At 71.2% G+C, this 13,671-nt stretch carries 13 protein-coding genes and 1 pseudogene; 5 read left to right on the top strand and 9 right to left on the bottom strand.

Annotation, left to right across the window (positions count from 1 at the left end; all coding sequences use genetic code 11):
* Window positions 1–71 precede the first annotated feature (71 nt).
* Window positions 72–1,055, top strand: a complete 984-nt coding sequence (locus ACFZCY_RS42090; RefSeq protein ID WP_391186285.1) for a LysR substrate-binding domain-containing protein — start codon at window positions 72–74, stop codon at window positions 1,053–1,055.
* On the opposite strand, the gene ACFZCY_RS42085 is transcribed toward ACFZCY_RS42090, so the two are convergent.
* Together ACFZCY_RS42085 and ACFZCY_RS42080 are read right to left on the bottom strand one after the other, a co-directional pair.
* Complete coding sequence (locus ACFZCY_RS42085; RefSeq protein WP_391186283.1) at window positions 980–2,770, bottom strand: trehalase family glycosidase; 1,791 nt, start codon at window positions 2,768–2,770, stop codon at window positions 980–982. The genes ACFZCY_RS42090 and ACFZCY_RS42085 overlap by 76 nt on opposite strands.
* Window positions 2,767–3,795 carry a substrate-binding domain-containing protein gene (locus ACFZCY_RS42080; RefSeq protein WP_391186280.1) on the bottom strand — a complete coding sequence of 343 codons (1,029 nt, stop codon included), beginning with the start codon at window positions 3,793–3,795 and terminating at the stop codon, window positions 2,767–2,769. Before ACFZCY_RS42080 ends, ACFZCY_RS42085 begins: the two co-directional genes overlap by 4 nt.
* Window positions 3,796–4,068: 273 nt before the next feature.
* Between ACFZCY_RS42080 and ACFZCY_RS42075 the strand changes: the two genes are divergently transcribed.
* Window positions 4,069–6,711 (top strand): cellulosome protein, encoded by a 2,643-nt coding sequence (locus ACFZCY_RS42075; protein WP_391186379.1) that lies wholly within the window; start codon window positions 4,069–4,071, stop codon window positions 6,709–6,711.
* Here the strand turns inward: ACFZCY_RS42075 and ACFZCY_RS42070 are convergent.
* The 6 genes from ACFZCY_RS42070 to ACFZCY_RS42045 form a co-directional block, all read right to left on the bottom strand.
* Complete coding sequence (locus ACFZCY_RS42070) at window positions 6,698–7,075, bottom strand: substrate-binding domain-containing protein (protein ID WP_391186277.1); 378 nt, start codon at window positions 7,073–7,075, stop codon at window positions 6,698–6,700. The genes ACFZCY_RS42075 and ACFZCY_RS42070 overlap by 14 nt on opposite strands.
* 94 nt (window positions 7,076–7,169) lie before the next feature.
* A complete protein-coding gene (locus tag ACFZCY_RS42065) occupies window positions 7,170–7,457 on the bottom strand; it encodes a YiaA/YiaB family inner membrane protein (RefSeq protein ID WP_391186274.1) in 288 nt (95 codons plus the stop codon).
* A 59-nt stretch (window positions 7,458–7,516) separates the two neighbouring features.
* Window positions 7,517–7,918 (bottom strand): VOC family protein, encoded by a 402-nt coding sequence (locus tag ACFZCY_RS42060; protein ID WP_391186272.1) that lies wholly within the window; start codon window positions 7,916–7,918, stop codon window positions 7,517–7,519.
* 55 nt (window positions 7,919–7,973) lie between these two features.
* A complete protein-coding gene (locus ACFZCY_RS42055) occupies window positions 7,974–8,762 on the bottom strand; it encodes an ABC transporter permease (protein WP_391186269.1) in 789 nt (262 codons plus the stop codon).
* A 55-nt stretch (window positions 8,763–8,817) separates the two neighbouring features.
* Window positions 8,818–9,747 (bottom strand): M48 family metalloprotease, encoded by a 930-nt coding sequence (locus ACFZCY_RS42050; protein ID WP_391186266.1) that lies wholly within the window; start codon window positions 9,745–9,747, stop codon window positions 8,818–8,820.
* Complete coding sequence (locus ACFZCY_RS42045) at window positions 9,744–10,115, bottom strand: BlaI/MecI/CopY family transcriptional regulator (RefSeq protein ID WP_391186262.1); 372 nt, start codon at window positions 10,113–10,115, stop codon at window positions 9,744–9,746. The genes ACFZCY_RS42050 and ACFZCY_RS42045 overlap by 4 nt, the downstream gene beginning before the upstream one ends.
* A 116-nt stretch (window positions 10,116–10,231) precedes the next feature.
* On the opposite strand from ACFZCY_RS42045, the pseudogene ACFZCY_RS42040 reads away from it, so the two are divergent.
* The 3 genes and pseudogenes from ACFZCY_RS42040 to ACFZCY_RS42030 all read left to right on the top strand — a co-directional run bounded on the left by ACFZCY_RS42040 (window position 10,232) and on the right by ACFZCY_RS42030 (window position 12,833).
* Window positions 10,232–10,713 (top strand): annotated as a pseudogene (locus tag ACFZCY_RS42040) (phosphatase PAP2 family protein).
* 72 nt (window positions 10,714–10,785) lie between these two features.
* On the top strand, window positions 10,786–11,448 hold the full coding sequence (locus tag ACFZCY_RS42035; protein WP_391186259.1) for a winged helix-turn-helix domain-containing protein: 663 nt from the start codon (window positions 10,786–10,788) through the stop codon (window positions 11,446–11,448).
* On the top strand, window positions 11,445–12,833 hold the full coding sequence (locus ACFZCY_RS42030; protein ID WP_391186256.1) for an ATP-binding protein: 1,389 nt from the start codon (window positions 11,445–11,447) through the stop codon (window positions 12,831–12,833). Before ACFZCY_RS42035 ends, ACFZCY_RS42030 begins: the two co-directional genes overlap by 4 nt.
* On the opposite strand, the gene ACFZCY_RS42025 is transcribed toward ACFZCY_RS42030, so the two are convergent.
* On the bottom strand, window positions 12,814–13,644 hold the full coding sequence (locus ACFZCY_RS42025; protein WP_391186254.1) for a hypothetical protein: 831 nt from the start codon (window positions 13,642–13,644) through the stop codon (window positions 12,814–12,816). The two genes, ACFZCY_RS42030 and ACFZCY_RS42025, sit on opposite strands and share 20 nt — an antisense overlap.
* Between the last annotated feature and the right edge of the window lie 27 nt (window positions 13,645–13,671).

Genomic DNA, 13,671 nt, shown 5'->3' with positions numbered 1-13,671 from the left:
TGGAGAGCATGAAGTACAATCACGGAAATCTGCATGGCTATTAAGTTGAAGTTAACCCTGGAGGTGGGGCGATGCTTGATGTCCGCCGCATCCTGCTCTTCACCGAGGTCGCCCGCCGAGGCTCGGTCACCGCGACCGCGCGGGCTCTCAACTACACGCCGTCAGCGGTATCCCAGCAGGTCAGCCGCCTGGAGGCGGAAGCCGGGCAGCCCTTGCTGCAGCGCCACGCGCGGGGTGTCACGCTCACCGACGCGGGGCGCGCCCTGGCGATACGCGGGCAGCGGATCGAGCGTGAGCTGACGGCCGCGGAGAACGAGCTCGCCGACTTCGCGGGACTGCGTGCGGGCACCCTCCGGATCGGCACCTTCCCCACCGTGGGCGCTTCCCTCCTCCCCCGGGCCGTGATCGCCTTCCGGGAAGCACACTCCGATGTACGGCTGACGGTGCGCAGCGCCCGCATCGCGGGCCTGTGGGCGATGCTGGAGAACCGGGAAATCGAGATGTCCCTGATGTGGGACTACGACTGGAACCGCATCGACCGCGAGGACATCGTCGTCACCCCGCTCGCCGACGACCCCCCGGCCCTCCTCGTCAGCAAGGACCATCCCCTCGCCGACCGTCCCATGGCCGCCCTCGCGGACTTCGCGGACGACCCCTGGATCACCCGCGCCGACCATCACCCGGTGGCCGAAGCTCTCGCCCGCAGTTGTCATACGGCCGGTTTCGAACCGCAGATCGCCTACGAGGCCCACGACTACCAGGAGGCCCAGGCCATGGTCGCCGCGGGCATCGGCGTCGCCCTCGCGCCCACCCTCGCGCTGGAAGGCATCCGGGGCGGCGTCAGCGTCCTGCCCCTGCAACCCCCCGCGCCCGTGCGCCGCATCCTCCTCGTCCGCATGAGCGACCACATCCTCACCCCCGCCGCCCAGTCCTTCGCGGGCTTCCTGCGCGACAGCGCGACGGCCGGTACGTCAGCGGGTCAGGGGCTCGGCCCGGTCGCGGGCCCTGCCTCGGGTGGAGCGCCGGCCCCCTCGGGGGCGCGCCGGGATGCGTAGGCTTCGGCGAGGAGGAGGTAGCCGGCGGCCGTCCAGGTGTAGGCGCGGTCGCGCAGGCCACTGCCTGCGAGGGCGTCGAAATTCTCCGCGAAGCCGTGGCTTTCGCACAGGGCCCGGAAGCGGGCGCTGATCTCGTCCGCGAGCCGGTGGTGGCCACCGCGCCGCAGTCCGTCCTCGACGAGGACGGTGGCGGGCGCCCAGATCGGGCCGCGCCAGTAGCCGTCCGGGCGGTAGTGGGGTGAGGTGGGAAGCTCGGTGGCCAGCCCGTAGGGGGTCAGGTGTGTCTCGATCCGGGCGGTCAGGCTCTTGGCGACGTCGTCGGGCAGGTGCTCGCCCAGCACGATCGGCATCAGATCGAGCAGGCTGGAGCCGCTCCAGGTCTCGCCGCTCCCTGCGCCCCGGGCAAGGAACCGCTCCCCCGTCCAGAGTTCGCCGAGCATGGCCGCCTGGGTCTCCTGCGCGGTGCGTGTCCACTCCCGCGCGTCGTCGGGGTGGCCGAGTTCCGTGGCCAGGGCCGCGAGTTCACGCAGTTGCAGGACGAGGAACGCGGCAAGGTCCGCGGTGACGACGACGCGTTCGCGGTCGAAGGTGGTGGCGTTGTCCCAGCCGCTGTCGTTGCCGTGCTGGTAGTGGGGCAGGGCGGTGTCGGGCGAGCGGCGTGCGGTGAGCCAGAAGTTCGTCCAGCACCGCAACCTGGCGTAGATCGCGGCGAGTTCGGCGCGGTCGGGGGGTTCGGGGAGACGTCTGCGCAAGTGGCCCAGGGCCCAGCCGTGGATGGGTGGTTTGACGAAGTTGCGCAGGACCTCCGAGTGGGTCACCGAGTCGGGCAGGGCCCCGCTCTCGTCCTGGTGGTCGAAGGGCAGCGAGAACTGGTCCCACGCCAGCGCGGGCGCTCCGGGCGCCAGGGCGAGGGCGTTGAAGCAGTGGTCCCAGCTCCAGACCTTGTCCATCCAGTGCTTGGACATCAGCACGGCGGGCCGCGTGACGAAACCCGCCGGGGCGACCGTCGCCGACCACAGGACGTACGCGGCGAGTTCGGCGGCCGGGGTGCGGGAGGAGCGCCAGGGGGCCACCGCGTCGGCGAATGCCGCGAAACCGTGTTCCGCCGCGGCCACCACCTCGCTGAACGTCGCTCCGGCGGTGTAGGGGCCGCGTGCGGTGTCGAGCTCTTCGATGGCGGCCTCCCACGTTTCGCCGGGGCGCGCGCCGATCGTGAGGCCGCGATCGGCTGTGCTCAGGGCCTGGTTGCCGGTGACACCGCGTACGTCGCCCGCCAGGACGGTGACCCGGTAGCGGCGGCCGGTCTCGTACGAGGTGAAGACATACGCTCCGTCCACCGGGTCACGGTAGAAGTAGGTGCCCGTGAACGGGGTCAGCCGCTGTGCCGCCGCGGTGATGCGCAGCCCCGGCCCGTCTCCGCGCAGGCGTACGGTGTCCGGTGACTCGTAGGCGAGGCCGATCGCCCCGTCCTCGGGAGTCGTCCAGCTGAGGAGGCCGGGTGTCGCCGTGACCCGAGTCGTGATCCGCTCGAAGGTCGTCGGATCGACGGGGACGAGGCGCAGGACGGCGTGCATGCCGTTCTGGTGGGACACCAGGTGAAGGTCGTCGGCACAGGTCTTCTCCGCCAGCACCGGGGAGATGCCGAACCAGGATCCGTGCGTGCTGAACGGGATGTCGTGAAGGGAGAACGCCGGGCCGAAGCGGGCTTCGGTCATGCGCGGTGACTCGTTTCGTGCCAGGCGGGCCCGGTGCTGGCGCGCAGGGAAACGGGCGGCGCCAGCAGGTGGTGGCGAGGCGCCGCGTCGGGCCGGCCGAACCGCTCGACGAGCAGCTCGACGGCGATGCTCCCCATCCGCTCCGCCGGCACGTCCGCCGCGGTGAGCTGTGGGGTCACCGTCTCCGCCCACCGGCTGGCCACCACCCCGGTGACGGAGAAGTCGCGCGGCACATGGCGGCCCGCCACGGCCAGGCCACGGTAAAGGCCGCCCAGCGCGGCCTCGTTGAGTGTGACGAGCGCCGTGGTGGCGGGATCGTCGCGCAGGATCCGCTCCAGGCAGGCCTGCCCGGAGGGAGCGTCGTCACCGCAGCAGTACGTCCGTACGGTGAGGCCGCGCTCGGCGGCGGCCTTGGTGAAACCGTCCAGCCCGCGGTGCGCGGACTCGTAACCCGCGCGCAGCAGGTGTTCGGGCCGGTTCACCAAGGCGATCCTGCGGTGGCCCAGGTCGGCGAGGTGATGCACACAGGCCGCCGCCAGCGCGGTGTGATCCAGGCCGACCCACCAGTGATCGTCCGGGTGCGCGGTGCGGCCGATGCAGATGGCGGGGAAGTTCTCGGCGGCGAGATGGTCGATCCGGTCGTCCTGGAGCCTGATCTCCATCAGGATCGCGCCGTCGACCCGCCGCTCGGCCAGCAGCCGCTGGAACGAACGGTCGCTGTCCACGCCGCTCGGCGAGAGCAGCACGTCGTAGTCGTGGGCCGCCGCGGCCTCCACCACGCTGCCGATGAAGTCCAGTTGCATGCCGGTGTAGTGGTTTCCGGCCGGAGGGAAGACCAGGCCGATCGTGCTGGTCCGGCCGTTGGCCAGGGCACGCGCACTCGCGTTGGGGCGGTAGCCCAGTTCGTCGATGACCCGCTGGATCTTCCGCCGGGTCCCGTCCGACACCGAGCGCTTGCCGCTCAGGGCGTAGGAGACGGTGCTGCGCGAGACACCGGCCCGCTTGGCGATCTCTCCGATGTTCACGGCGCCCCTTCGCCGAACCGGTTCGGAAGCTGACCGGTTGTCGAACCGGTTCGCATGAAGGGACGTTATGACCGGCCGTCAGTCGCCGTCAATCCCCTGCGCACACTTCGAGGAAGCCGAAGTTCGATCCGTGCCGGAGGTATTGCTGGGTGTTTTCGGGCGGTGCTAGCTTCCGTCGAACCGGTTCGCATCGTGGACGAGATGGATCACCCAACGGAGACCTCAATGCGACGCAGGCACAGCAGAAGCAGAGCAATCGCCGGTGCCGCGGCCATGACCGCCCTCGCCGCCCTGCTCGCCGTACCCACCGCGGGCACGGCCCGCGCGGCGGAGCCGGAGCGCCTCACGATCGACCTCGCCACGGACACCGGCGCCTTCCACGGCGGTGCCTCCGGCTCGCTGTACGGGATCTACGGCGATGGCGTGCCGAGCCGCAGCGTCGTCGAGGGGATGCACGTCCGTACGGTCTCGACGAAGGCGCAGGACGGCCCCCAGCACCCGGGGGCGGACGCGCTGGAGGTCCTTCCGTCGTTCGTGGACTCCGGCGGCAAGGACGTCTACATCTACATGACCGACATCTACCGCGGCTTCCCCTACCAGTGGCCGGGGGCGGACGGTCCCGCGCGGCTCGCCGACTTCGAGGCGAGGATCAAGAAGCAGGTCGAACAGGTCCTGACCATGGGCGGCTACCAGGACCATGTCGTCTACGTGCCCTTCAACGAGCCCGAAGGGAACATGTTCGGCACGGGCGAGTGGAGCTACAACAAGGTCTCCTGGCTGGACGACCCGCAGTACTACTTCGCGGCCTGGAAGAAGGTCTACCGCCTCATCAAGGGCCTCGACCCGCATGCCCGTATCGCCGGTCCGAACACCAGCGTGCTCTACGACCAGGTCAAGGGCTTCCTCCGGTACGCCAAGGCCAACGATGTGGTCCCGGATGTGATGACCTGGCACGAGCTGTCGTCGCCCGCCGCGGTCCGTACGAGCGTGGCCACGTACCGGCAGATGGAGAGGGAGGCCGGGATCGGCCCGCTGCCGATCAACGTCAACGAGTACGGCCACAACTACCACCTCTCGGTGCCCGGCCAGGTCGTCCAGTGGGTGTCCGCCATCGAGGAGTCCAAGATCGACGCCGACCTGGCGTACTGGAACATCGACGGCAACCTCAACGACTCCGCCGTCGAGGCCAACAGGGGCAACGGGCAGTGGTGGCTGTTCAACGCCTACGGCCAGATGTCCGGCCACACCGTGAAGGTGACGGCTCCCCACCCCAACCAGCAGTACACCCTCCAGGGCGTCGCCACGCTGGACGCGGCCAAGAAGCAGTCCCGGGCGCTCTTCGGCGGCAAGAGCGGTGACGCCGACGTCGTGTTCGAGAACGTAGACCCCACGCTGTTCGGCACGACCGTGCGGGCCACCGTGCAGGAGATCCCCTGGACCGGTCAGGTCGGCGACTCGGCCCAGCCGATCCGGCTGGCGGACCGGGAGGTCGCGGTCGGCGCGGACCGCACCGTGACCCTGCCGATGACCGGGATGAACGAGATGTCGGCGTACCAGGTCATCCTCTCCCCCGGTGGCAACGGCGGAGTACCGGCCGAACCCTCGGTGAGCTGGCGCACGACGTACGAGGCCGAGAACGCCACCTACACCGGCGGCGGCTACTCCAAGAACGGCCCCGAGGGCACGCCCTCGAACGTCGGCGGGTTCGCGACCTCCGGCGCCTACGACGTGGGAGGCCTGCGCACCGGCTCCGACGGCGTGCTCGCCTTCAACGTGGAGGTCCCGCGGGACGGCACGTACGACCTGAGCGTGTTCGCCAACTCCCACAACCTCCACGAACTGGTGAAGGAGCAGGGCCCGACCAATGTCTTCCTGCGCGTCGACGGCAAGGACCCGCGAGAGCTGCGGATGCCGCTCGGCTACAAGTGGGTGGTCTGGGGCCACACCGACACCACGGTGAAACTCACCGCCGGGAAACACCGGATCACTCTCGCCACCAAGGACCCGCGACTGGGCGTCACCAAGGGCGACACCATCATCGACAAGATGGACCTGTCCCTGCGCGACCGGAAGGTGACCGCACCGGCGATCTACGAGGCCGAGTACGCGGCCCTCGAGGGAGCGAGGCCGGACTACACCCGGCCCGGAACCTCGGGCCCGGGCACGGTGCCACTGAGCAAGGGTGCTTCCGCGAGCTTCTGGGTCTACTCCCGCGCTGACGGCGAGTCGACCGTATCCGTCGACCACCTCGGCGGCGGCCGAGCAAGTCTGTCGCTCAACGGCGAGAAACTGGAAGCGCCCACGGTCGGCGGGTCCGAGAAGGGCGCGGACGGTGTCCGGGTCTTCCTGCCCGGTGGCATCAACAAGATCACCGTCACCGGTGCCTCGCGCGAACTGCTCCTCGACCGGCTGCGGGTCACGCCGGCCGGCGGCGCCTCGGCGACCACGGTGTACCAGGCGGAGGACGGCACGCTGACGGGCGCCGCGAAGGTGACCGACGCCCACACCTTCGCCACCGGTGGAAAGGCGGTCACCGATGTCGGCGACGGCAAGGCCAACGCGCTCTCACTCGACGTCGTCGCCGGGCGGTCCGGACGGCACGCGGTGACCATCCGCTACTCCAACGCCGAACAGGCGCCCGCCACCCACTACAACCCCGACCCGATCGCGCGCCACGCCGACGTCTCGGTGGACGGCGGGGCGGCCCGCCGGGTGCTCTTCCCGACCACCTTCCACTTCAACGACTTCCGGGAACTGACCATCCCCGTCACCCTGAAGAAGGGCACGAACCGGATCACCTTCACGGCGGAGGAACTGCCCGACTTCAACGGCGACACGTACAACCAGTACGGCCAGCGGTCCCCTTACGCGCCGGTCATCGACCAGATCGCCGTCACACCGCTCACGCGGGAGTGACCCGCGCGCGGACCGTGGTGCGGCGCGGGATGAGCGTGGGGGCGAAGGTGCGGGTGCCGGCGGGCGTGCCGGCCGTGCGGTCGATGAGCTGGTCGACGGCCGCGGCGGCGATGGTGTCGAACGGGACGCGGACGGTGGTCAGCGGCAGTGCGAGCCGGGAGGCCAGGCGGATGTCGTTGTACCCGACGACGGAGAGGTCCTCGTACCCGGCGCGCCTGCCGAGGGCGCTGGAGGCGTAGGCCGGCCCGGCGATCAGGGCGAGGCGCTGATGGCCGAGGTCGATGAGGTGGCGGCTGGCGAGGTAGCCGCCGAGGCGGTCGTCGCCCACCGCGGCCGCGCTGTCCCCGCCGCGCCGTGACGTCAAGGGGTGCGGCGGAAGAAGAGTCCTGCGCGGTTCCCTCAACCGGCCATGGACCTGACCAGCGGGATTCCAAGGAGTGGGGGTGCTGAGAACGAATTCACAGCTTTTCGAAGGGGTCGTGTTCGGCGAGCAGCTTCTCCACACGCGCCTGGTCGACCCGGCTGACGATCTGCCCGGCTTCCTGCCGGTCCCGGATCACCTTGGCGAGGGTGAAGGCGGACGTCACCAGGTAGAGAACCGCGATGGCCAGGAAGCCGCGCACCCAGGCGTCGGCGTTCAGCTGGAAGATGCCGATGGCGGTGGCCGCCATCGCGACGACGAAGGAGGCGATCGCCTGGCCGTGGAACGCGGCCGTGCTCTGCTGCTTGACCGGTGTCTCACTCATGCGGACAAGGATCGGGGGGCCTGGTCGGCTCCGTATCCGCTCGGATACTCAGGACGTACTCAGATCCGGCGGGTATCCCCCAGGGGCTGGATCCGGGCGTGCAGAAGGCAGAATTCGTTGCCTTCCGGGTCGGCCAGGACGTGCCAGTTCTCGGTGCCGGTCTGGCCGACGTCGGCGGGCCTGGCGCCGAGAGCGAGCAGCCGCTCCAGCTCGGCGTCCTGGTCGCGGTCGGTGGCGTTGACGTCGATGTGCAGTCGGAGCTTCGCGGGCCGCGGGTCGCCGCTGGGGCTGAGGACGAGGGTGGGCTGCGGGCCGCCGAAGCCGATGTCGGGCGGCCCGATCTCGATGCTTCCGTCGTCCTCCCGGCCGAGTTCGACGTAGCCGAGGACCTCGCTCCAGAACGCGGCGAGCCGGTCGGGGTCGGCGCAGTCGATGACCAGCTCACTGATGCGGCATGCCATGCCGGTCAGTGTACGAAGACCACGACCCGGGATGCCATCAGAATATGTGGCGCCCTCACCTGCGATGGTCCTTGGGGCGGTGCAGGTGGCCGCGGGCGATGAGCTCGACGGTGCAGGCGACGGCCACCGCCTGGATCGCCATCAGGGCGACGAGGACGAACAGTTGGACCGCTCCCGCGGCGACAGGGCTGGCGCCACCCAGCAGCATGCCGACGAAGGCGCCCGGGAGCGTCACCAGGCCAACGGTGCGCGTCTGGTCGAGACCTGGCAGCAGGGCGTCCGACGCGGCCGGGCGCGCGATCTCCATGCGTGCGTCCCGGTCCGACATCCCCACGGCCAGACCTGCCTCGAACTCGCCGTACCGCAGGTTGAGTTCGTCCAGCGCCCGCCGACCCGACAGCACGGTCGCGGTCAGCGCTCCGCCGATGAAGATCCCGGTCACCGGAATCAGCACGATGCCCTTCAGCGGCACCAGGCCGCTCAGCAGCAGCACGCTCACGACCGGCAGCACGCTCAGCGCGATGGGCCACAGCGTCACCCACCACGACCCGTCCGTGGTCAGGCGGCGCCCGGCGGTCCGCACCGCCACGCCCAGCATCACGGCCAGGAAGGCCACCGTCGCCAGGGGCGAGCGCACCACCCACGCGATGATCGCGGAAACGGCGGCCAGTTGGACCGCGGCACGCACCCCGGCCAGCAGAACCTGCCGGGCCCGGTGCGTGCGCGCGTCCGGCGACAGACGGAAGAGGGCGACGGCTCCGGTCGCGGCCAGGAGAAGCAGGACGAGCAGCACGGCCAGCGTGGTGTTGACCGGCAGAAGGGAGGAGGCTGCGCTCGGACGCATCGTGCGGCTACCTTCGGAGGGAATGAGCTGTTCGAGGGAACCCCCGGCCGGTTGGTCAGCGGCTCTCCTCCCCTTGGGCGACTTCGACGTCGTGGTGGAAGGCGAGCACATCGGTCGTCGCGGCGCCTGCCGACAGGAGTGCGCAGACGGCGAGGAGCAAGGCGGCACCGCGCCTGACCGGGGCCGGTCGTCCCGCGGGCGCCAGGAGCGCGTCGACGCGCCGCGGGACCGGGCCGGCGGCCGCCGCGGCCGCGAAGTCCGGGCGGGCGGAAGGGGAGGCATGACCGGCCAGCGCGGCCCGGGCGATGGCCCTGGCCGTGAGGCGCCGGTCGCCGACAGTGCCGGCGGCGGCCTCGTCGGCGGCGCGTTCGGCGGCGAGCCGGATGTCGGCGCGCAGCCCGCACAGGGCGGGGTGGCAGTGGGCGGCGAGTTCGGCGGCGGCGAGGAAGTAGTGGTGGCCGGCCCGGTTGTGGGCGCGCTCGTGGGCGAAGAGCGCCTCGCGCTCGGCCGGGTCGAGGCTGCGCAGCATGGCGGTGGTGACGACGATGCGCTGCGGGCGGCCGGGCAGCGCGTACGCGTCCGGGTGGGGCGAATCGATGACGCACAGGTCACCCGCGGCGGGGCGGCTTTCGGCCTGCGTACGGGCGGTGCGGAAGGTGCGGGCCTGCCGGAGGGCGGAACGCCCGAGGGTCCAGGCGCAAACGGTGAGCGCGCCGGTGGCCAGCGCGGCCGCGGGCAGGACGAGCAGGTCGGAGGGGGTGCGCAGGGGGTGGACCAGCTCGCCGAGCGCCGCGAACGGGGGAAACGTGAGCAGTCCGGTCAGCACGAGGGCACCCAGGGCGGCCACGCACGCGCCGGCCAGCACCAGGGCGGAGGCGGTCAGCACCCACAGCGCGCTGACCGGGTCCAGGCGGGCGAGGGCGTGCCGGGCCGACGGCGGTGCCGCGAAGGGCAGCAGCAGGGGAACCAGCAGCAGGGCGCTCACCGCTCCTCCGCCTCCAGCAGTCGGCGCAGCACCTGCTCGTCGTCGGCGCTGAGCTGGGCGACGAACCGGGCCAGGACCGTCTCCCGGTCGGTGTCCCGCGCCAGTTCCCCGTGCATGCGCCGGGCGGTGAGCCCGGGGGCGTCCTGGACGGGGAAGTAGGCGTAGCCGCGGCCCTGCCGCTCGCGGCCGACCATGCCCTTGTCGTGGAGGCGGGACAGGATCGTCGTCACCGTCGTACGTGCCAGGCCGACACCGAGTTCGAGCTGCACGCGGCCGGGCGTGAGCGGCGCGTCTGCGGCCCACAGGGCGGCCATGACGGCGGCTTCCAGCTCGCCCGCCGGTCGCCGTTCATCCTTCTCGTCGGTCATGGGAACGTTCCTCACCCCGCCATCGTCTACAGTTCAGTAGACCGTCTACAGGATTGTAGTCACTCGGGTGCCGTTTCGGCGGTGCCCGTCCGTCCAGTATGAGAGGGCCCGCGCCGATGGCCGTACCCCCCTTCGCCGAAGCATCACAGCTCGCGGTCGACGGCTCGTCCCTCGACGCTTCGGCCTGCACGGCTGTCGTGGACTTGTCGCATCGCGCCCCGGGCTGGCTCGACGGCGTGGTCTCCGCGTGGCCGGCCTACGGGCTCGTGGTGTTCGCCGTGCTCATGGTCCTGGGCTGGAGGCATGCCCCGCGCCGGGCGACTGGTCCTTCCCCAGCAACCACGTGGCCATCGCCGCCGCGGCGGCGATGGCCCTGTTCCTCGTCTCCCGCCGGCTCGGCGCTCTCGCCGCCGTGGCCACGGTCGCGATGGCGGCGTCCCGGGTCTGGACCGGTGTCCACTATCCGCACGACGTGGTGGCCGGTGCCGTGGTCGGCACGCTCGTCGCGCTGGGTGCCCGGGGTGTGCTCAAGCGGTCCTCGGAGGCCCTGGCCCGGCGGATCGCGGCCACCCGGCTGCGGCCGCTGCTGATGCCATGAAGCACTGCCGGTGGCCGCCCACACGGTTCATCACGGAAACCACGGTCGCGGACGAAGGAGCGATAGAGGACCATGCGCCACAGGATCCTGGTCGTCGAGGACGATCACGCCCTGCGTGACGTACTGCTGCGCGGGCTGCGGGAGGAAGACTTCGACCCGGTGCCGTCGCCCGACGGCGCCACCGCCCTGCGCCTGGCCTTCGGCGACATCGCCGCGGCCGTGATCGACGTCGGGCTGCCCGACGCGGACGGGCGGGACGTGTGCCAGGCGATGCGGGCAGGCGGGTTCCTCTCCCCCGTCGTCTTCCTGACCGCCCGTCACGGACTCGCCGACCGGCTGTCCGGGTTTTCCGCCGGGGGCGACGACTATCTGCCCAAGCCGTTCCACCTCGCCGAACTCGCCGCCCGGCTGCGCGCCGCTCTCAAGCGCGCCGGGCCCGGCCCCGCGGCCGCCGCCGGGGACCTGGTCCTCGACCCCGTCCGGCACAGCGCCACCGTCGGTGGCGCACAGGTCGACCTGACTCCGACGGAATTCCGTCTGCTGGCCACCCTGATCGCGGCCTCCGGCGGCATCGTGCGCCGGCGTGAGCTGGTCCGGGCGGGCTGGCCCGAGGGCGCGCAGGTCAGCGACAACACCCTCGACCAGTACATGACCCGGCTGCGCCGCAAACTGGGCGGAGTCCGCAGTGAGCTGACCATCAGCACCGCCCGCGGGATCGGGCACCGTCTGTCATGACCACCGTGCTCACCCGGCTTGCGCCACGTACCTTGCGCGGCCGCCTCTCCCTGGTCGCCCTGACCACCGCCGCGCTGCTGATGACGATCCTGACCGTGGTGTTCAACACCACGGTCCGCCACCACCTCCAGCGCCAGGCGGACGACGAGCTGCGCACCCGGGCGGCCGCCGTCGCCACGACCGTCGACACGAGCGGCCCGAGGGTGCGGGTTCTCGAAGCCTCCGACGACGGGCTCCTCGACGCGAACGTGTGGATCTACGCGGGCACCCGGTTGCTCGAACAGCCGCCGTCACCCGCCGTTTCGCTCACCCACGCCGCCGGACGACTCGTCGCCCGCGGCGGGCGTGACTGCGCCACCGTCACCGCCGCAGGCCACGGGTCCGGGGGCATACGGCTCTGTGCCCGGCCCGTACGGAGCGGCGGCAAGCCGGCCACGGTGGTCACGGCCCTTGACCTGGCCCCGTACGACAGTTCGGCGGACACGCTGCTCCTGGGTTCGCTCGCCCTGGACGCGGCGATGCTCGGCTGCACCTACGTCCTCACCCGGCTGGCGGTGGGCCGCGCGCTGCGTCCCGTACGCACCATGACCGACCAGGCCACCCAGCGGAGCACCGTCGCCTCCGAGGAGCGCTTCGGCTCGGTGCGGCTGCCGAGCGAGCTCGCCCGCCTGGGCGCCTCCCTGGACACGCTCCTGGACCGCATCCGCGCGGTACTGCGCCACGAGCGGCAGCTCACCGGGGAACTCTCGCACGAACTGCGCACCCCGCTCAGCCGGATCGTCGCCGAGCTGGACTGGTGGCAGACCCGGCCGCGCTCGGCCGCCGAGACCCGCGCCACCCACCAGGTCATCGCCGACGCCGCGCGGTCCATGCTGACGATCTGCGAGACCCTCCTGGATGACGCCCGCGGCAGCACGCACACCGCGGGCACGGCCGAGGTCCGGCCCGTACTGCGCCGTCTCCTCGAACGCCTCGACGTCCCGGCTCACGTGACGATCGATCTCACCGATCACCACCTCCACCAGGGAGGCGACACCGCCGGGAACCTGGAAGCCGGAATCCCACCGGCCCTCCTCGAACGCATCGTGAGCCCCCTGCTCGCCAACGCCCTCCGGTATGCCCGGTCCAGCGTCGTCGTGCGCACGTCCCGCGCATCCGGCAGCGTACGCGTCGACGTCACCGACGACGGGCCCGGCGTACCGAGCCCGTTCGCCGATCAGCTCTTCCAGCCGGGCCGGCGGGCCGATCCCGGTGACGGACACGGCGGAGCGGGCCTCGGGCTGCCGCTCGCACGGCGTCTGGCCCGCGCGGCCGGTGGTGAGGTGTCCTACGACAGCGGGCACACGCCCGGGGCGAGGTTCATCGTCAGCCTGCCGACCGGCTGACCCGGGCCTCGATGACGTCCTTGCGTGTCACCGCCAGATACACGACCAGGCCGAGGATGACCGCGAGGAACAGCACGCTGGTGACCACGGTGCCAAGGCCCAGGCCTCCGCCCCGGGACGGCTGGGAGAGGTAGTCGCCCACCGAGGCGCCGAGCGGGCGGGTGAGCACGTACGCGATCCAGAAGCTCCACACCGCGTTCAGGCCGAGCGCGAGGTGTGCCACCGCGACGGCGGCGATCGCCAGGGCGAACAGCACCGCGGACACCCAGTAGCCCAGGTCCATGCGCTCGGCGACCAGGTCGCCGGCGGCGGTACCGAGGGCGAAGGTGAACAGCACCGCGAGCCAGTAATAGGACTCGCGGCTCATGGAGTCGATGCCGTGGATGGACAGGGTCCGCTCCCGGCGGTACCAGACGGTGAACACGATCGCGAGGACGACCGCGAACACCGTGGTGCTCGTGGTCAGCGGTACGCCCATGTTGTCGGTGAGGTTGTCACTGATCAGCGTGCCGACGATGCTGATCAGGGCCACGGCGAGCCAGTACACGCCCGGGCGGTAGGCCGAGGTGCGGAACTGGACGACGAGCACGACCGCCAGCAACGCGCTCATCAGCAGCGACACACCGGTCAGGCCCAACCCCAGCTTCTCGTTCAGCATGTCGGCCGCGGTCTCGCCCACCGTCGTGCACAACACCTTGATCACCCAGAAGTACACGGTGACTTCGGGCACCTTGTTCAGGCGGAGGCGGTGACCGGGCGAGGCGGCGGCAGGGCTGTGGACCGTGGAGGTCTCGGAAGTCTCGGATGTCATAGACCGGACCGTGTCACCGCATACCTG

Source organism: Streptomyces sp. NPDC007983 (genome assembly GCF_042958345.1).
GTDB lineage: Bacteria > Actinomycetota > Actinomycetes > Streptomycetales > Streptomycetaceae > Streptomyces.
The sequence above is the reverse complement of the archived record's forward strand: the minus strand, read 5'-3'. Positions and strand labels throughout refer to the sequence as shown.